This window comes from Pseudomonas sp. RIT409, from assembly GCF_003052515.2.
Lineage (GTDB): Bacteria > Pseudomonadota > Gammaproteobacteria > Pseudomonadales > Pseudomonadaceae > Aquipseudomonas.
Genome location: NZ_QARE02000002.1, coordinates 216,542 through 237,185 on the forward strand (window position 1 = coordinate 216,542; position 20,644 = coordinate 237,185).

Here is a 20,644-nt window from a genome sequence, read left to right on the forward strand (position 1 = left end):
CATGTTCTTCCGGCCCTCAAAAGGGTGAGGGGTGTCTAGACCCTCAGCCTGGTGATCGTGTTGCAGACATTGCGGTCACTTCGCGATCAAGCCTTCAGCGGCACGAGTCGCGGAGCAATCATGTTCTCGGGGCGCAGAATGTCGGCAAGCATTGCCTCGTCCAGCAGGCCTTCTTCGCGCACCAGTTCGAGCACTCCGCGGCCTGTTTCCAGCGCGACGCGGGCGATACGGGTCGCGTTCTCGTAACCGATGTAAGGGTTCAGTGCGGTGACTAGCCCGATCGAGTGTTCGACCAGTTCACGGCACCGTTGCTCATTGGCCGTGATGCCGACGATGCAATGTTCGCGCAGCATGTCCATGGCGCGTTGCAACAGGCGGATGGAGTCGAAGATTTTGTAAGCGATCAGCGGCTCCATCACGTTCAACTGCAACTGGCCACCTTCGGCCGCCACAGTCAGCGCCAGGTCGTTGCCCATGATTTCGAAGGCGCACATATTCACCGCTTCGGGGATCACCGGGTTGACCTTGCCTGGCATGATCGAGCTGCCCGGTTGGCGCGCTGGCAGGTTGATCTCATTGATGCCGGTGCGTGGCCCGCTGGACAGCAGGCGCAAGTCGTTACAGATCTTCGACAGCTTGACCGCAGTGCGCTTGAGCATCCCGGAGAACAGCACGAACGCACCCATGTCGGAGGTCGCTTCGATCAGGTCCGCCGCCGGCACCAGCGGCTGGCCGCTGATGATCGCCAGGCGCTCGACCGCCAGGTGCTGATAGCCAGGGTCGGCGTTGATGCCGGTGCCGATGGCGGTACCGCCCAGGTTCACTTCGGTCAGCAACTCGGGCGCCAGGCTGCGCAGGCGGTTGAGGTCCTCGGTCAGGGTGGTCGCGAAGGCACGGAATTCCTGGCCCAAGGTCATCGGTACGGCGTCTTGCAACTGGGTGCGGCCCATTTTCAGCACATGGGCGAACTCCTGCCCTTTGGCGGCGAATGCCTGAATCAGGCTGTCGAGGCTGGCAAGCAAGGCATCGTGGCCCAGCAGCAGACCCAGGCGAATGGCGGTCGGGTAAGCGTCGTTGGTCGACTGCGCCATGTTTACGTCGTTGTTTGGGTGCAGGTATTTGTATTCGCCTTTGGCTCGGCCCATCGCTTCGAGGGCGATGTTGGCGATCACTTCGTTGGCATTCATGTTGGTGGACGTGCCCGCGCCACCCTGGATCATGTCCACCACGAACTGATCGTGAAAATCCCCGCGGATGATGCGAGCGCAGGCTTCGCTGATCGCGGCGTGTTTCTCGTCGCTCAAGTGGCCCAAACGGTGGTTCGCATCCGCAGCTGCCTGCTTGACCATTGCCAGGCCGACCACCAGTTTCGGGTAGTGCGAGAGCGGTACGCCCGACAAGTGGAAGTTGTTCACTGCGCGCAGGGTCTGGATGCCGAAATAAGCATCGGCAGGGACTTCGAGGGTGCCAAGCAGGTCTTTTTCGATGCGGAACGATGCAGCGCAGGACATGATAGAGAAACTCTCAGGAGAGACACGGACTAAGCCGGAACGCCTTGAATACTAGGCCTGTGAGCGATTGCGAACCAATGCTGTTGCGCGCTAGCCTATGCACAAACGGCATAATGCTGATGTGACGCGTGAGGCATGAAGCGCGTGCGTCAGGCATGTACCGAACCTATTTCTGCCCCGGATGGCTTATCCGCCGACGCTGGACATGCTCCCGCGTCGTCGTGCTCTGGAGATGACCATGAACCTTGAAAGCAAATGGCTGGAAGACTTCAGTGCGTTGGCAGCGACCCGGAGCTTTTCGCAGGCGGCGGAGCGCCGGTTCGTTACGCAACCGGCGTTCAGCCGAAGAATTCGCAGCCTGGAAGCCGCCCTCGGCCTGACGCTGGTCAACCGCTCCCGCACGCCCATCGAGCTGACGGCAGCGGGGCAACTCTTCCTGGTCACGGCACGGACGGTGGTCGATCAACTCGGGGAGGTGTTGCGCCATCTGCATCATCTGGAAAGTGGGCAGGGGGAGGTGATGCAGATTGCCGCCGCGCACTCGCTGGCGTTGAGTTTTTTCCCTCGTTGGATCGCTCAGTTGCGCAACGAGGGCTTGAACATCGCCACGCGGCTGGTCGCCACCAACGTGGGCGACGCGGTGCATGCCTTGCGCGAAGGAGGCTGTGACCTGATGCTGGCGTTTTACGATCCGGACGCGGCGCTGCAAATGGACGCCGAAATCTTCCCTTCGCTGCACCTGGGCATGACCGAAATGCTCCCCGTTTGCTCGGCGGATGCCGACGGCAAGCCCCTGTTCGACCTGGAAGGCGACCAGAGCGTCCCGCTGCTGGCGTACAGCGCGGGCGCATTTCTCGGGCGTTCGGTGAACTTGCTGTTGCGTCAGCGGGCGCTGCGCTTCACCACCGTTTACGAAACGGCCATGGCCGACAGCCTAAAGGGCATGGCACTTCAAGGCTTAGGCATCGCATGGGTGCCGCGACTTTCCATCGCTGCCGAACTGGAGCGGGGCGAGTTGGTGGTCTGTGGGGGGCCGCAATGGCATGTACCGCTGGAGATTCGCTTGTACCGCTGTGCATTGGTACGCAAGGCCAACGTGCGGTTGCTGTGGCGCAAGTTGGAAACGGCGGCCCTGACCAGCGAAACGGTTCAATGATCAGGACACCCGAACCGAGCATCATGGGGTTTCGCGCAGGTAGTTTCTGATGGCCTGTGCGGAACGGTCACCGTACCGGTAGCAGTTTTTGAGGAAGAATACGTCCTCGATGAACATGTTGGTGATGCAGGGTGCTGGGGCTGCGGTGGCGAGGAATTCGCCGTCGCTGTGTGAGGCGCCGAGCGTATGTCCGACTTCATGCGCAATGGTGCGATAGGCTGTCATCGACGCGATGGCGGAGCGTCCGCCAAATCTTGCGATGCCTTGCGTGAAGAGTGTCAGCTTGTCACGGGTGATGAGCAGGTATTTGTGGCGCTTGTCACGAGGCTTCTGCTCAGAGACGACATAATCGATGACACGTTGATCCCACTCCTGAATCGACTTGTCCGCATCGCCCAGGCGATAGTCGAAGTCCGTATAGCCGGGCTTGCGAGCAACCGTAACGATGTCGACTTTCCTGCCGGTGATGTATTCCAGATCGTCAGTGAACCAGTCGAGATACTCGTTATTGAGTGCCCTGAGCGCCTGATCCGTCAGTTCGTCGTGCAGGAACAGCGTCAAGACGATCGGCAGCTTTTCCGGTTCGTCATGGTTTTCGGCTGCCACAGCCATATGGGCCGAGGCCCAGACGAGCAGGGTTGCGGTGAGGGTTGCGATGAAATTCTGCATAGTAGGTTCTCGTCCTTGAGAAGGGTTGGGGTTGAAGCGTCTTAAGCTCAACATCTGCCAAAGGCGGTGTCGGTCAGCCAATGCCTAAGAGCCGGTCGGTTTTTTCCAAAACCTGAGCTGGAAATGGCAAACGGGCCGTGCAGTTGACGGGTGGTCGCCGGCCATCTTTCAAACCCGTTTCATTGCGGTATACTGCGCGGCCTTTGGCCGGTTGCACTGGTCAGCATTCGTACAACAAGCCACGCCGGTCCTCCCGCGTGGCTTGTTGTTTTTAGACGCGCCTACGGGCGCCCGATGAAGAGGCACGACGATGAGCGCACTGGTTGGCGTGATCATGGGCTCCAAGTCCGATTGGTCCACCCTTAGCCACACCGCCGACATGCTGGAAAAGCTCGGCATTCCGTACGAAGTCAAAGTGGTTTCGGCTCACCGCACGCCGGATCTGCTGTTCCAGTACGCCGAAGAGGCCGAGGCCCGTGGCATCGAGGTGATCATCGCGGGTGCCGGCGGCGCTGCGCACTTGCCGGGCATGTGCGCGGCCAAGACCCACTTGCCGGTATTGGGCGTTCCGGTTCAGTCCTCGATGCTTTCGGGCGTGGACTCCCTGTTGTCCATTGTGCAGATGCCTGCGGGCATCCCGGTTGCGACGCTGGCGATTGGCAAGGCAGGGGCGATCAACGCCGCGTTGCTGTCCGCCAGCATCCTGGGCGCCAAGCACCCGCAATTCCATGCAGTGCTGAAAAAATTCCGCACTGAGCAGACAGACAGCGTTCTGGACAATCCAGACCCACGCGAGGCCTGAGGTTTTCATGAAAATCGGCGTAATCGGTGGCGGCCAGTTAGGCCGCATGTTGGCCTTGGCGGGTACACCGCTGGGAATGGACTTCGCGTTTCTCGACCCGGCGCCGGATGCCTGTGCAGCCGCTCTCGGCGAGCACCTGCGTGCCGATTACGGCGATCAGGACCACCTGCGCCAGTTGGCTGACGAAGTGGATCTGGTGACCTTCGAATTCGAAAGCGTTCCTGCCGAAACCGTGGCCTTTCTCTCGCAGTTCGTGCCCGTTTACCCGAGCGCTGAAGCGCTGCGCATCGCTCGCGACCGCTGGTTCGAAAAGAGCATGTTCAAGGACCTGGGCATTCCAACGCCTGCGTTCGCCGATATTCAGTCTCAGGTAGATCTGGACAATGCCGTCGCCGCTATCGGCCTGCCTGCGGTCCTCAAAACCCGGACCTTGGGCTATGACGGCAAGGGCCAGAAGGTCCTGCGCACGCCCGAGGATGTGGTCGGCACCTTTGCCGAACTGGGCAGCGTGCCGTGCCTGCTGGAAGGTTTCGTGCCGTTCACCGGTGAGGTCTCGCTCATCGCCGTGCGCGCCCGTGATGGCGAAACCCGCTTTTACCCGCTGGTGCACAACACCCACGACAGTGGCATCTTGCGCCTGTCGATCGCCAGCACCGATCACCCGTTGCAGGCGCTGGCCGAAGATTATGCCGGTCGCGTGCTCAATCAACTGGATTACGTCGGCGTACTGGCCTTCGAGTTCTTTGAAGTCGACGGCGGCCTGAAAGCCAACGAAATCGCGCCGCGCGTCCACAACTCCGGCCATTGGACCATTGAAGGCTCCGAGTGCAGTCAGTTCGAAAACCACCTGCGGGCTGTGGCCGGTCTGCCATTGGGTTCGACGGCCAAAGTGGGCGAGAGCGCGATGATCAACTTCATTGGTGAAGTGCCTGCAGTGCAAAGCGTCATCGCGGTCGATGACTGCCATTTGCACCACTACGGAAAGGCGTTCAAGGCCGGTCGCAAGGTAGGGCATGCCACCGTGCGCAGCCAGGACCGTGCGACGCTGGATCGTCAGGTGAAGCTTGTCGAAGCGCTGATCAAAAACTGATCACCCCGCGAGCCGCCTGTAGGAGCGCACTTGCCCGCGATTGCAGTGTGTCAGTCCCCGCAAGGGGTACAGCTACACCGCAGTCGGGGTTAAGGGCGGTCCTACAGGTTCGTGTGTGGAATCGTGTTGAACCATTCATCTCCCACACCCCTCAGATAGCGTGTTGCCAATTGCCGTCTAGGCTTTGGCTTATTCACTGAACAGAGGGACATGGCATGGGCATCATCGGAACCATTTTCATCGGCTTGATCGTGGGGCTGCTGGCGCGCTTTCTGAAGCCGGGCGACGACAGCATGGGCTGGATCATGACCATCATTCTGGGTATCGCCGGTTCTCTGGTGGCAACCTATGGTGGTCAGGCACTGGGGATCTATCAGGCGGGCGAAGGCGCAGGCTTCCTTGGCGCGCTGGTCGGCGCGATTGTCCTGCTGGTGATTTACGGCCTGATCAAAAAGAGATGAAATCCGTTCCGGCCCTCTGCGCGATCGGCGCGCGGGGGGCTAGAATGCGCGGCATCTTTCCCCTGCCGAGCACATCAATGCGTCGTCTTCTCCTCCTCTCCTTCCTGCTGGTTTGCGGACTGGCCCACGCGGCCGAGCTCCCTGAAACCGACTGGCTCGAACTGATGCCCAAGTCGGATCAAAAAGCTCTCGAAGCCATGCCTGAGATCGATCACAACTCGCCCGAAGCCCAAGGCACGTTCAACAGCAAGGGGGGATTGAAGCAGAGCAAAGGCTTGCCCGCCGTGATGTATTCAACCAAGACCGTGGCTGCGATGGATGGTAAAGCCATCCGGCTGGGCGGCTATCCAGTGCCGTTGGAGACCGACGCGAAGGGGCACAGCACCCTGTTTTTCCTCGTCCCATATCCGGGCGCCTGCATCCACGTGCCCCCGCCCCCGCCCAATCAGTTGGTGCTGGTGCGCTATCCGAAAGGCTTGAAGATCGAGGACATCTACACGCCGCTTTGGGTCGTTGGCACATTGAAAATCGAGAAGGTCAGCAACGATTTGGCCGATGCGGCCTATGCGCTGGATGCGTCGAAGGTGCGGGTGGTGACCGAGGCCGACCTGTAGAACACCCGTTCAGTCAGGAACACGGTCAGGATCCACGCGGCTGTGGGGGTGAAAGGCTCACGCCCACAGAGCGTCGCAAACTCGCTATCAATCGTCAGTCAGGGGCTCGGCCCACAGGCTCACACCCATCACATGCATGTTGCCCGGCTTGAGTGTCACCACGTCGGTCATGACATTCGCGGTTTCGACACAGACCATGCCCGTCCAGTCATCGGCGCCCATGTCGCTGAAGGTTTTCGTCTTCTCGACCCAGGGATTCCAGACCACCGACGACTTAGAACCCTGAGTCTGGATTTCGATACGACGTTTCCAGGCGGGGTCGATGATCGATACCCGGGCGGGTGTGTCTTGGTAGATACGGTCCGTTTCGCCAGTGAACCTGATGTCACCCGCTTGGACATTCTGCTTTTCCCAGCTTTCCAGCGTGTTGAGGTAGCTGACGCCATCCAGACCCTGAATGCTGATCTGATGCACGTCGCTGACGGCAAAGTAGGTGTGCAGTGCCTGGCTCAGCGTGACGTCATGGTCGCCTGCGTTGAAGCTGGCCAGACTGACGTTCAGGGCGGTATCCATGCGAATCTGCAGCTTCACGCCGACCACGTGTGGCCAGCCCGGTAGATGACCCTCGGCTTTGGGCTGGATGAACTCGATGATCAGGGCCTCGCCGTCTTCACCCATGCCCATCAGTTCCCAGTCAATCGCACGGACTTCACCATGGGCGTTCGCAGGCTCGCTGCTGCGTCGCATCGCCTGGACGCTCTGCGGGTTGCGCTGGAAGTTGCCGAACCATGGCCAGCAGATGGGCATGCCGCCGCGAATCGCCTTGCCGTGGTTGTACACCGCGTTCGGGTTGGACCAGATCAGCGGTTCGTCGCCGTCGACCTGATAGCTGACGATGTGCGCGCCCTGTTGGGCCACCACCAATTCGGCCTGGCCGTGGCGAATACGCCAGCAGTTGAGCTCGCCGAGCTGGATGGATTCGACTTCTGGCGTAGGCATAGAGGAATACTCACTCAAAGGACAGTGACTGAATCAGACTGTGCCAAGCTTGATGAGTTTACTGCGTGCTGCCAAGTGCGACGGTTCTGTTCCCGTTTGTAGGTCAGCGCCGGGCCGGGACCGATCGGGTACGACCGCTGCCGTCGATGGCCACGAAGACGAAGACCGCCTCGGTCACTTTGCGCCACTCACTGGACAACGGGTCGTCGCTCCAGACCTCGACCATCATCTGAATCGAGCTACGGCCGATTTCGAGGGTCTGGGTGTAGAACGACAACTGCGCCCCTACGGCCACTGGCACCAGAAAGGCCATGCGGTCGATGGCGACTGTGGCGACCCGGCCACCCGCCACCTTGCTGGCCATGGCCGTGCCTGCCAGGTCCATCTGCGCGACGAGCCAGCCGCCATAGATATCGCCAAAGCCATTGGTTTCACGCGGAAGTGCAGTGATTTGCAGCGCCAGATCGCCCTGCGGAATAGGATCTTCTTGTTCAAGTTCATTCATTGTCGAGGGGCCTCGGACCCATAACGCGCCGGGTTCGTAAAGAACCCAAGTCTTCAATTCATTGTCAGGGAAACTCTGCGAAGACGACTTGGTTAAATGGCTTCGCACAATTTCCTTCAAAGACCGACTGAGTCGCGGCTGGCCAGTATATCGATCGATGTTTCACGAAACGACCGCTGGGTGCCCATTTTGCCCGGTGTGCGTTGCAATCCATGTGCATCAGCGCGCAATTTGCTATCGTGCCGAACCGATTTGGCGTACTGCGCCGACATTGGCACGCAATTTTGATGCCCGATTACCTCTTCGAGACGATAAATAGCGTGCACAGCTGTTATCCGCGGCTGCCTGACTGTTGATCATTCGCCCAAGAGAGCCTCAAAAGAGAAGCCATTGTCATGTCCTCTGTGTCTTCCAGTGTCGCGCCGTCGCGCCCGCTGACCCGCAACGATTATAAAACGCTGTCGCTTTCCGCCTTGGGCGGCGCGCTGGAGTTTTACGACTTCATCATTTTCGTCTTCTTCGCCGCGGTCGTCGGCAAGCTGTTTTTCCCTGTGGACATGCCGGAATGGCTGCGTTTGATGCAAACGTTTGGCATTTTTGCAGCCGGCTATCTGGCCCGTCCGTTAGGTGGGATCGTCATGGCCCACTTTGGCGACCTGCTTGGCCGCAAGAAAATGTTCACTCTGAGCATCTTTCTGATGGCGCTCCCTACGCTCATCATGGGCCTGCTGCCGACCTACGCTCAAATTGGCATCTGGGCGCCGATGCTGCTGTTGCTGATGCGCGTCATTCAGGGCGCGGCGATTGGTGGCGAAGTGCCTGGGGCGTGGGTATTCGTTTCCGAGCACGTTCCCTCACGTAACGTCGGTTACGCCTGTGGCACCCTGACGTCCGGTTTGACGGCCGGCATTCTGCTCGGCTCGTTGGTAGCCACCTGGATCAATAGCCTGTACACGCCTGCTGAGGTTTCGGACTACGCCTGGCGTATTCCTTTCCTTCTCGGAGGCGTGTTTGGTCTGATGTCGGTTTACCTGCGCCGCTGGCTCCACGAGACGCCGGTGTTCGCCGAACTGCAATTGCGCAAGCAACTGGCTGAAGAAGTCCCCCTCAAAGCCGTGCTGCGTGATCATCGCGGCGCGGTCGTACTGTCGATGGCATTGACCTGGCTGCTCTCGGCAGGCGTTGTCGTCGTCATCCTCATGACGCCCACCCTCCTTCAAACCCTGCATGGCTTCGCGCCTGCGGTGACATTGAAAGCCAACAGCCTGGCCATCGTCATGCTCAGCCTGGGCTGCATCGGCGCAGGCGCTCTGGCGGATCGATTCGGCGCGGGGCTGGTCTTTCTCCTTGGCTCACTCGGGCTGCTGGTCACGTCTTGGACCTTCTACCACACCGTCGGGGCCTACCCCGACTGGCTGTACCCGCTTTACGCGTTGACCGGGCTGTTCGTCGGCACCATCGGCGCGGTGCCGTTCGTGATGGTCAAGGCCTTTCCGCCTGTCGTGCGTTTCTCAGGGTTGTCGTTCTCTTACAACCTGGCATACGCCATCTTCGGCGGGCTGACGCCGATGGTGGTCACGCTGATGCTCAAAGCCAACCCCATGGGCCCCGCGTGGTACGTGGCGATCCTGTGCGGGTTGGGAATGGTGATTGGGCTGTACCTGCTGAAGAGCAAGCGGATTCAGTAAAAAGACGACGGTTCGCGGGCAGCCCCTGCCCGCGAGGCCGCGCCAGCATTTGGCGGTGACCCGCGATGATGAAACGGGTCCCGTTACTCCCCGTGCTGGGTGCCACAGCGAAACGTTCTGGGTTTGCCTTTTTTTGTCGTCATCGAGCTTCATTCGTAAGAAGCGTCGAGCAAACGTGCGCTGAATAGCCATCGCTGACTGACTGCAGGGTCAGAATGGATGGCGAGCGCGCCTGATGACTCATTCATATGCCTGTCACAATCTGGTCATAGAGTGGTCACATGGCCCTCCATCGGGCCCACCTGAAACTTCGCCAGGAGCCGGCATGAGACTCAAACGTATGATGGCTGCAATCAGCCTCCTTGCAGCCAGTTTGGCAGCCGTTCATACGAGCGCCGCAGTGGATCCCGCGATCAGTTCCTATAAAAGAGCCTCCGGAGTGTCGGGCAACCTGTCCAGCGTCGGTTCCGATACATTGGCCAACCTGATGACGATGTGGGCTGAAGCTTATAAGCAGGAATATCCCGCGGTGAATATTCAGATTCAAGCCGCCGGCTCATCGACGGCACCCCCCGCGCTGACCGAGGGAACCGCGACGCTCGGGCCCATGAGTCGCAAAATGAAAGATGGCGAAGTATCGGCCTTCGAGCAGAAATACGGCTACAAACCCACGGCCATTCCTGTGGCAGTAGATGCATTGGCGATCTTCGTACACAAGGACAACCCCATCAAAGGCCTCACGTTGCAGCAAGTGGACGCCATCTTCTCGGCCACGCGCCTGTGCGGCGCCAAGGCCGAGGCCAAGACGTGGGCAGACGTGGGAGTGACCGGCGACCTGGCAGGCAAGTCGATTCAGCTGTTTGGCCGTAACTCAGTGTCGGGTACCTATGGGTACTTCAAGGAGGCTGCGCTGTGTAAGGGCGATTTCAAACCCAATGTCAACGAGCAGCCAGGCTCCGCCTCGGTGGTCAGTTCGATCAGCAACTCGTTGAACGGGATCGGTTACGCCGGTATCGGGTACAAAACCTCCAGCGTGCGAACCGTACCGCTGGCGCGCAAGCAAGGCGATACCTACATCGAGGACAACGAAGCCAATGCGCTCAATGGGACTTATCCGCTGGCGCGCTTTCTTTATGTCTACGTCAACAAGGCCCCTAACTTACCGCTGAACCCGCTGGAAGCGGAGTTCGTCAAACTGGTTTTGTCCCGACAAGGTCAGGAAGTTGTCATGAAAGACGGGTACATTCCTCTACCAGCCAAGGTTGTCGACAAGACGCTGGCTGATCTGGGGCTACAAAAACGGTAGCGCGCATCGCTGCCTGGACAACCCGGATGCAGGGCGAGAGGTTCGTCCTGCATGGAGTAGAGGGCCTTACGGATCGAGGCTTGCGAAATATGAGCAGTCCGTTGCCACGGTTCCGGGGCGACGGGCTTTTTTGCGTCACCATGCTGTCATGTATCTGTCATACATTGCCGCTAGGGTGTGCGCATGAATGATTTGGCCAATTCATCGATGATCGAGAAGTCCCCACCTGAGCGTATTGATTTCAATACGCCGCAGATGCAACGCAGGCGTCGTATCCGTGCGCTCAAGGACCGTCTGACGCGCTGGTACGTCCTGCTGGGTGGCCTGGCCGTTCTTGCGGCGATCACGTTGATCTTCTTTTATCTGGCCTACGTGGTGCTGCCGCTTTTCCAGGGCGCGACACTGACTGCATCGACGGCGCAAAGCCCAGCTTGGGAACACGGCGCCGGCACAGCGATGCTGCTGACGCTCGAAGAGCAGAATCTGGTCGGCATGCGAGTCTCTGACAAGGGTGATGTCCTGTTCTTCGACACCCGGGATGGCAGTGAGCTTTCCCGCGTGCGATTGCCGATCCCCACCGGGGTACACGCAACCTCTGTGGCCCAGGATCAGCCGGGCAAGGCATTGGTGGCGGTTGGGTTGTCCGATGGCCGAGTGCTCGTGTTCAAGCACGGTTACCCGATCAGCTACCCCGAGAACAAGAAAACCATCACCCCGGCTGTGACCTTCCCATATGGCGAAACCCCGATCACGCTCGATGCGCAGGGGCGTGCGCTGGAACACGTCAGCCTCAACGCGAGCGACACCACGCTGATGCTCGCAGGCGCGACCGGTGCCGAACTGCACGTGCGGTCGCTGACACAGACCGAAAATCCCCTGACCGGTGAATCGGCCCATCGTCAAAGCCGAATCGACCTTCCGCAACTCTCGTCAACGGTCAAGGCGATCTACATCGATGCGCGTCAGCAATGGCTGTATGTCATCAATGGGCGCGCTCAAGCCGATGTCTTCAGCCTCGAGGACCGTACCCTCAACGGGCGCTACAAGCTGCTCGAGGATGCCAGTGCCGAGACCACGGCCAGCGCCCAGTTGGTCGGTGGTATCTCGCTGATGATCGGCAATTCCAGAGGCAACATTGCTCAGTGGTTCATGGCGCGTGATGTGGACGGCGAAATGCGCCTGCAACACATCCGGGATTTCAAGATGAGCGGCGCGCCGATCGCGCAGATCGTCGCTGAACAGCGTCGCAAAGGCTTCATCGCCATGGACACCTCTGGCAGGCTCGGCGTGTTTCACAGTACTGCCCACCGCACGCTGTTGATCGAGCCGGTAGCAAGCGGGCCGGCGATCATGGCGCTGTCCCCTCGTGCAGACCGCGTCTTGGTCGAAGACGGCGGCAAGTTGCTGCCTCTGACCCTGAAAAACCCGCATCCGGAAATCTCTTGGAGTGCGTTGTGGGACAAGGTCTGGTACGAGAATTACGACGAGCCCAAGTACATCTGGCAATCCACGGCTTCGAGCAGTGACTTCGAGCCAAAACTCAGCCTCGCACCGCTGACCTATGGCACGCTGAAAGCTGCGCTCTACGCCATGCTGGTCGCGGCTCCGCTGGCCGTGGCGGCGGCGATCTACACGGCGTATTTCATGGCGCCGGGCATGCGCCGCAAAGTCAAACCGGTAATCGAACTGATGGAAGCCATGCCGACGGTCATCCTTGGCTTCTTCGCCGGCTTGTTCCTGGCGCCCTACATCGAGGGGCACCTGCCGGGCATCTTCAGCCTTTTGATCTTCACGCCCATCGGTATCGTGGTGGCGGGGTTTCTCTGGTCGCGTTTGCCCGATTCAATTCGCCTGCGTGTCCCCGACGGGTGGGAAAGTGCGATTCTGATTCCGGTCATTCTGCTGGTGGGCTGGTTGTCACTGAGCATGAGTTCGCACTTGGAGAACTGGTTCTTCGATGGCGACATGCGCTCGTGGATCACGCACTATTTGGACATCCCTTATGACCAGCGCAACGCCCTGGTGGTTGGTCTTGCCATGGGTTTTGCTGTCATCCCCAACATCTATTCGATTGCCGAAGATGCCGTATTCAGCGTGCCACGCAGTTTGACCCATGGCTCGCTGGCGTTGGGTGCGACACCTTGGCAGACGCTGATGCGGGTGGTGATCCTCACCGCCAGCCCGGGTATTTTTTCGGCGCTGATGATCGGTATGGGCCGCGCCGTGGGCGAAACCATGATTGTGCTCATGGCCACGGGCAACACCCCGATCATGGATATGAGCCTGTTCGAAGGCATGCGCACTCTAGCGGCTAACGTCGCGGTGGAGATGCCGGAATCGGAAGTCGGCGGCAGCCATTATCGGGTGTTGTTCCTCGCTGCGCTGGTCCTGCTGACGTTCACCTTTGTCATGAACACCTTGGCAGAGCTGATTCGTCAGCGCTTGCGCAAGCAGTATTCGTCTTTCTAGGGCAGGTACAGATGAAAAAGACCTCCCTCAAGACCTGGTTCAAAAGTGGCGCCCCCGGTGTGTGGATCAGCGCGGGTGCCGTATCGATCGCGGTCATCATGACGATCGGTTTGCTGGCCATCATTGCCGTGCGGGGGCTTGGGCACTTCTGGCCGGCAGACGTACTCTCCGCCACCTATGCGGTGCCGGGTCAGGCACCTCAGAAGCTGGTGGGGGAGTGGGTGCAGACCGAAGAGGTGCCGCGCGAACGCTTGAAGAGTGCCGGGCTGCCCGTGCCTGACCAGGGCCCGGAGTTCATGACACGAGACTTGTTCAAAGTCGGTAACCGCGATCTCAATCCCAGCGATTTCAACTGGGTCGTGGGGGAGTGGCTGACGGAGCAAAGCACGCCTGCCGACGTGATGACACTCGAACGGCGCGAATGGGGCAATTTCTACGGCTACCTGGTCAACGTAAAAGAAAGTGGCCACGTTGTCGCCGACGGTGACGCCGCATGGCCGCAACTTCAGGCGCGTCTTCAACGTGCACAGCGCATTTCCGAGGAACTCGGCGGTCTCGAGAAGACGGACATCGGTGCCATCAACCACGGTATCGAACGGCTGCGCCTGCGAGCGCGCAAGCTGGAGCTCGACGGCCAGCTAGGACCCGAAGCACAAGCTGACATGGCGGCCGAGCGCGCCGAATACGAGGCGCACTACAAGCAGGTCGAGTCCCGCTTGAGCGCATTGCGCGCCGAGGTCGGGCGCGACAGCCTGACGGCGCGGGATGCCAGCGGCAGGGAAGTCGAAATCAACCTTGGCAAAGTCGTTCACGCCTATCGACCCAACGCGATGAGCGTGACATCAAAGCTAGGCTTCTACTTCATGAAGTTGGGGGAGTTCCTCAGCGACGATCCGCGCGAGGCCAACACCGAGGGTGGCATTTTCCCGGCGATCTTCGGGACCGTCATGATGACGTTGATCATGGCCGTGGTCGTCACTCCGTTCGGCGTGCTGGCGGCAGTCTATCTGCGTGAGTATGCGCGGCAAGGGCCGGTGACGCGGCTGATCCGCATCGCCGTGAACAACCTCGCGGGCGTGCCGGCCATCGTCTACGGCGTCTTCGGCCTGGGCTTTTTTGTCTACGTACTCGGCGGCTCGTTGGATCAGCTGTTCTTCCCTGAAGCGTTGCCGGCACCGACCTTCGGCACGCCCGGCCTGCTGTGGGCGTCGCTGACCTTGGCCTTGCTCGCGGTGCCGGTGGTGATCGTGGCCACCGAAGAGGGCTTGGCCCGTATTCCCTTGTCCTTGCGTGAAGGTTCGCTGGCCCTCGGCGCAACCCAGGCTGAAACGCTTTGGAAAATCGTGCTGCCCATGGCCAGCCCCGCCATGATGACCGGCTTGATTCTGGCGGTTGCCCGCGCCGCCGGTGAAGTGGCGCCGCTGATGCTGGTAGGGGTGGTCAAGCTGGCGCCATCCCTTCCGGTGGATGGTCATTATCCTTACTTGCACCTCGACCAAAAGATCATGCACTTGGGCTTTCATATCTACGACGTGGGCTTCCAGAGCCCCAACGTCGAAGCCGCGCGGCCGCTGGTGTATGCCACTGCGCTGTTGTTGGTGCTGGTGATCGCCCTGCTGAACCTGTCGGCGGTGACGCTTCGCAACCGGCTCCGTGAAAAATACCGTGCGCTGGACGGCTAGAAGCAGCGGCGAGCGACAAACTTCAGGCGGCAAGCTCAACGCCGCTCCGTGCTTTTCCGAACGTGCACCTTGCGGCTTGAAACGTGCCGCAAAGACCGAAGCGAGATAGAGATGCAGAAAGATCCACAGACGCACGGCGTGAACCTATCGGCCATGGGGCGCAAGCGTCAGGGACAGGACTTCGCCGGCGAGGACATCGCGTTGGAAGTGCCCGGCCTTGACCTGTTCTACGGCGACAAGCAGGCACTCTTCGATATTCGGATGAACATTCCGAAACGGCGCGTGACCTCGTTCATCGGCCCCTCTGGCTGCGGCAAATCAACCTTGCTGCGCACCTTCAACCGCATGAACGATCTGGTGGACGGTTGCCGTGTGCAAGGCGAAATTCGCCTCGAAGGGCGTGACATCAACACCAAGGGCGAAGATGTTGCCGAGTTGCGTCGTCGCGTGGGCATGGTGTTCCAGAAGCCGAACCCCTTTCCAAAAACGATTTATGAAAACGTCGTCTATGGCTTGCGCATTCAGGGCATCAACAAAAAGCGCCCTTTGGATGAAGCGGTCGAGTGGGCGTTGAAGGGCGCGGCCCTCTGGGAGGAGGTCAAAGACCGCCTCCACGAGTCGGCCCTTGGACTTTCCGGTGGTCAGCAGCAACGCCTGGTGATCGCACGCACCATCGCCGTCGAGCCTGAAGTCCTGCTGTTGGATGAGCCGTGCTCCGCGCTCGACCCGATCTCGACGTTAAAAGTCGAAGAGCTGATCTACGAACTGAAATCCAGATACACCATTGTGATCGTTACCCACAACATGCAGCAGGCGGCGCGTGTATCGGATTACACCGCTTTCATGCACATGGGCAAGGTAGTCGAGTTTGGGGACACCGATACGCTGTTCACCAATCCGACCAAAAAGCAGACTGAAGACTACATAACCGGTCGTTACGGCTAGCACGTGCTTCGTCAGCCCTGAACCACCGCGCAATCAATCGGACGGACACCCAGCATGATCAAAGACAGCCATACACATCACATCTCCCAGCAGTTCAACGCTGAGCTGGAAGACGTTCGCAGCCACCTGCTGGAAATGGGGGGGCTGGTCGAGAAGCAGGTCAACGATGCCGTGACCGCACTGATCGAAGCCGACTCGGGGTTGGCCCAGCGGGTTCGTGAAGTCGACGATCGCATCAACCAGATGGAACGTAACATCGATGAAGAGTGCTTGCGCATTCTGGCTCGCCGCCAACCCGCGGCCTCGGATCTGCGCCTGATCATCAGCATTTCCAAGTCGGTCATCGATCTGGAGCGCATCGGAGACGAATCCACCAAGATCGCCCGTCGCGCCATTCAATTGTGCGAGGAAGGTGAATCGCCGCGGGGGTACGTGGAGGTCCGCCACATCAGTGATCAGGTCAGCAAGATGGTGCGTGACGCGCTTGACTCGTTCGCCCGCTTCGACGCGGACCTCGCCCTGGCGGTAGCGCAATATGACAAAAACATCGACCGCGAGTACAAGACAGCCCTGCGTGAACTGGTCACGTACATGATGGAAGACCCCCGTTCGATTTCACGCGTGCTGAATGTGATCTGGGCACTGCGTTCACTGGAACGTATTGGCGACCATGCGCGCAACATCGCTGAGCTCGTGATCTATTTGGTGCGGGGTACCGATGTGCGCCACCTGGGCCTCAAGCGCATGCAGGAAGAAGTCAAAGGGCTGTCTGCAGAAATGCCTAATGTTCCAGACTCGCCTGACGATAAGTAATATTGCCTGAGAAAAAACGCCTGGCGAACGCCGGGCTTTTTTTTGGGCAGCCAGCCGGTCTGGCCTCCCTATTTTTCAGTCACCCGCGAATACAATGTCCCGGTGTCGTCAAACAATTTGGCAGTTGGCCACCAGCCAGCGATATGCTCGCCATTTGCGGTGAACACGCCATCAGGAGCGTCGATGAGTAAAGTCAGTGTGTTGGTCGTGGATGATGCGCCGTTCATTCGCGATCTGGTCAAGAAAGGTCTGCGCAACGCTTTTCCCGGCATCACTTTGGAAGATGCGGTCAATGGCCGCAAAGCTCAGATACTGCTGACCAAGGAAGCGTTCGATCTGGTGCTCTGCGATTGGGAAATGCCCGAGATGTCCGGGCTCGAGTTGTTGACCTGGTGCCGTCAGCAGGAAAGCCTGAAAACCATGCCGTTCATCATGGTGACCAGTCGTGGCGACAAAGAAAACGTTATTCAAGCGATTCAGGCGGGTGTTTCCGACTTCATTGGCAAGCCGTTCACCAACGAACAATTGCTGACCAAGGTGAAAAAAGCGCTGCACAAAGTCGGCAAACTTGACGCCCTGATGAGCAGTGCGCCCCGCCCCACTGCGGCATTTGCCAACGATTCGTTGGGTGCGCTCACAGGTAATCGTCCTGAAGTGGTGTCCGCTACTCCAGCCGCTGCTGCCCAACCTTTGGTCAAGCCCCAACCCACGCCTGCGCCCGCTGCAGCTGCCCCTGCCCCGACTGGCAGAGGGCAAGGTCAGTTGCGCTTGCCCAGCGGCGCTCAGCAATGCGTGATCAAGGCCCTGACGCTCAAGGAGGCGTTACTCATCGTGCGTCGCGGTGAAGTCCTGCCACAGATTCTCGATGGTGCGGTGCTGGATCTTGAGCAAGGAGAGAACGCTGAAGTGGCCCGCCTGAACGGCTACCTCCATGCGATTGCAGCGTTTGAGCAGAAGCCGGACAGCGACTGGTTGCAACTGACATTCCGCTTTGTCGATCAAGACACCCAGAAGCTCGATTACTTGTCGCGTCTGATTGCCCGTGGTACTGCGCAGAAGCATTTCGTTCCGGGCGCGTAAGCGCCTGAATCCATAGGGGGCTGAACTGTCGAGGGAGACTGCCGCGACAGACGCCCCTTTGCGTTGCATAGAATTTGCACAACCCCAGGCGCCCGGCCCTGACGCGATTTCCTTGACGCTTCGTCTATTACCGATTGATACGGTTGAGTCCCGTTTCATCGGTATCGCTGTTAGGCTGGCGCCCATTGTTCTCCAACGCCAGGCCTATCCAGATGTTAGAGCGCTTGCTGGTGGTGTGTGCATTCCTGCTGGCTGCGCAATCGGCCGCCGCCGTCACCATCTATCGATATACCGACGCCAATGGGGTGGTTTCGTTTACCGACCATCCCGTGCCCGGCGCGCAGGTGATGAAGCTGCGTGAGCGCATGGTCGAGCGCATCGACAGCCAAGTGCGCTTGAGTGTCCGGAAGGCCAAGGGCACGGACAGCCTTTACGTGCGCAACGATCTGTACGCGCCGGTCGAGGTGGAACTCAGGCTCTCGGGCGTCAAGAACGTCATAGGTGTCACCGATCAAGTCATCCGGCGTACCCTCCCTGCGCGCAGCAACGAACGCCTGATTGCCCTCAGCCCGCAGATCCCGAGCAAGGCCATGGCCTACAAACCCAGCCTGCGCTCGACGATGGGAGATCCGGTGCGGGGCATCGCGAACAGCAGCGGGGGATATCGGTATCCGCTGCCCTGGATTGGCGGGCCGTTTCGTATAAGCCAAGGCCCCAACGGCGCCTACAGCCATGTGGGCGCCAAGAGCCGCTACGCCATCGATATCGCCATGCCAGAGGGCACGCCCATCATCGCCGCGCGGAGCGGGACTGTGATTAAAACGGAGAACAACCAGTCAGGCCGAGGGGTCAATCCGTCCGGCAACTTCGTGCGGATTCTTCACGATGACGGGACGATGGGCGTCTATCTGCACCTGAAACAGGGCTCTGTCAGCGTCAAGGAAGGAGACCGGGTGGTAGTAGGCACGCCGTTGGGCCGCTCGGGAAATACCGGCAACAGCACCGGCCCGCATCTGCACTTCGTGGTACAGCGCAACGTGGGGCTTGCGCTGGAGTCGATTCCGTATGAATTCGCTCAGCCGGTGCAGAGCCTGCCGAATTTTGCGGTGGGTGGGAATTGAGGCGAGGCTGTACGTATTCGCATGAGTGATTCTTCCCAGCAATCCGCCCTGATTTGATCCGACCTTTCTTTTGGTGTGAAACCGGTGGGGCTGCCCCTCTGCGGCGGCTTCGCAGCACAGATTCAGAAATGGACCGAACGAGCAGTCCGCAAACTGGCTCGCGGCCAAGAGCAGCTGGTATCACTGCTCCTGACCGCCGTCGTCACCGACCTCACCCGCGGCCCAATCAAGGCCGGGGTGGCGAACAGCTGGAGAGCATGGCTACTCGTATCGCAAGGCTGCTGGCAAAGATTTTCAACAAGCCTTGCCTCAATCCAGCTTCAACACCTTCGCCAGCACGATCTTCGGCCCTTTCATCTTTTTGATGATGATGCGCAGGCCTTCGACTTCCATCACTTCTTCTTCCTCAGGCACACGCTTGAGGCTGTCGTAGATCAGGCCCGCCAATGTCTCGGCTTCGACGTGGTCCAGGTCGATGCCCAGCAACCGCTCGACCTTGAACAGCGGGGTGTCGCCGCGCACCAGCAGTTTGCCAGGCTGATAGGCCAGGATGCCGCGCTCGGCCTTGCGGTGTTCGTCCTGAATGTCGCCGACCAGCACCTCGAGCACGTCTTCCATGGTCAGGTAGCCGATCACTTTGCCGTCCGCTTCTTCCACCAGCGCGAAGTGCGCACTGCCTTGGCGGAATTGTTCCAGAAGACGGGACAGAGGCATGTGTTTGGACACGCGTTCCAGCGGGCGGGTCAGCTCCGACAGGTTGAACGACTCGGGAAGGTGATCGAGCGCCGCCAGTTCGAGGAGCAAATCCTTGATATGCAACAGCCCAACGAACTCCTCGCGTTCCGAGTCATACACGGGGTAGCGGCTGAATTTATGGCGGCGGAACATGGCCAAGATGTCTTTGAGCGGCGCATCGGCATAAAGAATGACCATGTCTTCGCGAGAGTTGGCCCAGTCGACCACTTCCAGCTCGCCCATTTCCACGGCGGAGGCCAGAACACGCATGCCTTGGTCGCTGGGGTCCTGGCCGCGGCTGGAGTGCAGAATCAGCTTGAGCTCTTCGCGGCTGTAGTGGTGCTCATGATGAGGCCCCGGTTCACCCTGGCCGGCGATGCGCAGAATGCCGTTGGCACTCGCGTTGAGCAGGTAAATGGCGGGGTACATGATCCAGTAGAACAGGTAGAGCGGCACAGCGGTCCACAGCGACAGCAGCTCGGGCTTGCGGATCGCCCAGGATTTGGGAGCCAACTCGCCGACCACGATGTGCAGATAAGAGATGACGAAGAACGCTGTGAAGAACGATACGCCTTTGATCACTTCAGGCGAGATGACGCCCGCGGCTTCCAGCAACGGTGCCAGCAGGTGCGCGAAAGCGGGCTCACCGACCCAGCCAAGCCCCAGCGACGCGAGGGTGATACCCAATTGGCACGCCGACAGATAGGCGTCGAGTTGGTTATGTACCGTCCGGAGAATGCGGCCCCGCCAGCCGTTTTGCTCGGCGATGGCTTCCACGCGGGTGGAGCGCAGTTTGACCATGGCGAACTCTGCGGCAACGAAAAATCCGTTGAGCAGGACCAGAATCATTGCGAAGAGAATCATGCCGAAGTCGGCAAAAAGTGAAGCCAGGTTGATACCAGGGGAAGGGTCCATGATGGAGTTTTGCAGGTTCCGTTTCAAAATAAGGATGAAATAAGCCCTCACGGATGGAGGGCCCAAGCAGCGCAATCTAGCGG

Annotated in this window: 18 protein-coding genes; 13 read left to right on the forward strand and 5 right to left on the reverse strand. The window is 59.6% G+C overall.

Annotated elements, in window-relative coordinates; translation table 11 throughout:
* Positions 1 to 86: 86 nt before the first annotated feature.
* Positions 87 to 1,511, reverse strand: coding sequence for an aspartate ammonia-lyase (locus DBP26_RS03505; RefSeq protein ID WP_108236238.1), 1,425 nt, complete (start codon positions 1,509 to 1,511; stop codon positions 87 to 89).
* Between the two features lie 238 nt (positions 1,512 to 1,749).
* Between DBP26_RS03505 and DBP26_RS03510 the strand changes: the two genes are divergently transcribed.
* Positions 1,750 to 2,667 (forward strand): LysR substrate-binding domain-containing protein, encoded by a 918-nt coding sequence (locus DBP26_RS03510; protein WP_108236237.1) that lies wholly within the window; start codon positions 1,750 to 1,752, stop codon positions 2,665 to 2,667.
* Between the two features lie 21 nt (positions 2,668 to 2,688).
* On the opposite strand, the gene DBP26_RS03515 is transcribed toward DBP26_RS03510, so the two are convergent.
* Positions 2,689 to 3,336 carry a reprolysin-like metallopeptidase gene (locus DBP26_RS03515; protein ID WP_108236236.1) on the reverse strand — a complete coding sequence of 216 codons (648 nt, stop codon included), beginning with the start codon at positions 3,334 to 3,336 and terminating at the stop codon, positions 2,689 to 2,691.
* Between the two features lie 310 nt (positions 3,337 to 3,646).
* Here DBP26_RS03515 and purE point away from each other — a divergent pair, with 310 nt between their 5' ends.
* The 4 genes from purE (at position 3,647) to DBP26_RS03535 (ending at position 6,303) form a co-directional block, all read left to right on the forward strand.
* Positions 3,647 to 4,138, forward strand: coding sequence for a 5-(carboxyamino)imidazole ribonucleotide mutase (gene purE, locus DBP26_RS03520; RefSeq protein WP_108236235.1), 492 nt, complete (start codon positions 3,647 to 3,649; stop codon positions 4,136 to 4,138).
* 7 nt (positions 4,139 to 4,145) lie between these two features.
* A complete protein-coding gene (locus DBP26_RS03525) occupies positions 4,146 to 5,228 on the forward strand; it encodes a 5-(carboxyamino)imidazole ribonucleotide synthase (protein WP_108236234.1) in 1,083 nt (360 codons plus the stop codon).
* A 215-nt stretch (positions 5,229 to 5,443) separates the two neighbouring features.
* Positions 5,444 to 5,689, forward strand: a complete 246-nt coding sequence (locus DBP26_RS03530; protein ID WP_108236233.1) for a GlsB/YeaQ/YmgE family stress response membrane protein — start codon at positions 5,444 to 5,446, stop codon at positions 5,687 to 5,689.
* A gap of 77 nt (positions 5,690 to 5,766) precedes the next feature.
* Positions 5,767 to 6,303, forward strand: coding sequence for a DUF3299 domain-containing protein (locus tag DBP26_RS03535; protein ID WP_177411002.1), 537 nt, complete (start codon positions 5,767 to 5,769; stop codon positions 6,301 to 6,303).
* Between the two features lie 87 nt (positions 6,304 to 6,390).
* Here the strand turns inward: DBP26_RS03535 and DBP26_RS03540 are convergent, their stop codons facing one another.
* Positions 6,391 to 7,302: a D-hexose-6-phosphate mutarotase gene (locus DBP26_RS03540; RefSeq protein ID WP_108236232.1), complete on the reverse strand. Its 912-nt coding sequence runs from the start codon at positions 7,300 to 7,302 to the stop codon at positions 6,391 to 6,393.
* Between the two features lie 103 nt (positions 7,303 to 7,405).
* Positions 7,406 to 7,807, reverse strand: a complete 402-nt coding sequence (locus DBP26_RS03545) for an acyl-CoA thioesterase (protein ID WP_108236231.1) — start codon at positions 7,805 to 7,807, stop codon at positions 7,406 to 7,408.
* Positions 7,808 to 8,202: 395 nt separating this feature from the next.
* Here DBP26_RS03545 and DBP26_RS03550 point away from each other — a divergent pair, with 395 nt between their 5' ends.
* The 8 genes from DBP26_RS03550 to DBP26_RS03585 all read left to right on the forward strand — a co-directional run bounded on the left by DBP26_RS03550 (position 8,203) and on the right by DBP26_RS03585 (position 18,911).
* Positions 8,203 to 9,495, forward strand: coding sequence for an MFS transporter (locus DBP26_RS03550; RefSeq protein ID WP_108236230.1), 1,293 nt, complete (start codon positions 8,203 to 8,205; stop codon positions 9,493 to 9,495).
* 325 nt (positions 9,496 to 9,820) lie between these two features.
* Positions 9,821 to 10,801, forward strand: a complete 981-nt coding sequence (locus tag DBP26_RS03555) for a phosphate ABC transporter substrate-binding protein PstS family protein (protein WP_108236229.1) — start codon at positions 9,821 to 9,823, stop codon at positions 10,799 to 10,801.
* A 183-nt stretch (positions 10,802 to 10,984) separates the two neighbouring features.
* Complete coding sequence (locus DBP26_RS03560) at positions 10,985 to 13,270, forward strand: ABC transporter permease subunit (RefSeq protein WP_177410999.1); 2,286 nt, start codon at positions 10,985 to 10,987, stop codon at positions 13,268 to 13,270.
* An 11-nt stretch (positions 13,271 to 13,281) separates the two neighbouring features.
* Positions 13,282 to 14,952, forward strand: a complete 1,671-nt coding sequence (gene pstA, locus DBP26_RS03565; RefSeq protein WP_108236228.1) for a phosphate ABC transporter permease PstA — start codon at positions 13,282 to 13,284, stop codon at positions 14,950 to 14,952.
* A 111-nt stretch (positions 14,953 to 15,063) separates the two neighbouring features.
* Positions 15,064 to 15,897 (forward strand): phosphate ABC transporter ATP-binding protein PstB, encoded by an 834-nt coding sequence (gene pstB, locus DBP26_RS03570; protein ID WP_108236227.1) that lies wholly within the window; start codon positions 15,064 to 15,066, stop codon positions 15,895 to 15,897.
* 54 nt (positions 15,898 to 15,951) lie between these two features.
* Entirely contained in the window at positions 15,952 to 16,710 is a 759-nt protein-coding gene (gene phoU / locus DBP26_RS03575) for a phosphate signaling complex protein PhoU (RefSeq protein WP_108236226.1), read from the forward strand.
* 183 nt (positions 16,711 to 16,893) lie between these two features.
* A complete protein-coding gene (locus tag DBP26_RS03580) occupies positions 16,894 to 17,790 on the forward strand; it encodes a response regulator (protein ID WP_108236225.1) in 897 nt (298 codons plus the stop codon).
* A 212-nt stretch (positions 17,791 to 18,002) separates the two neighbouring features.
* The gene (locus tag DBP26_RS03585) at positions 18,003 to 18,911 is read left to right on the forward strand and encodes a M23 family metallopeptidase (protein WP_108236224.1); all 909 of its coding nucleotides are present in this window, start codon (positions 18,003 to 18,005) and stop codon (positions 18,909 to 18,911) included.
* 309 nt (positions 18,912 to 19,220) lie between these two features.
* On the opposite strand, the gene DBP26_RS03590 is transcribed toward DBP26_RS03585, so the two are convergent.
* A complete protein-coding gene (locus DBP26_RS03590; protein WP_108236223.1) occupies positions 19,221 to 20,561 on the reverse strand; it encodes a hemolysin family protein in 1,341 nt (446 codons plus the stop codon).
* Between the last annotated feature and the right edge of the window lie 83 nt (positions 20,562 to 20,644).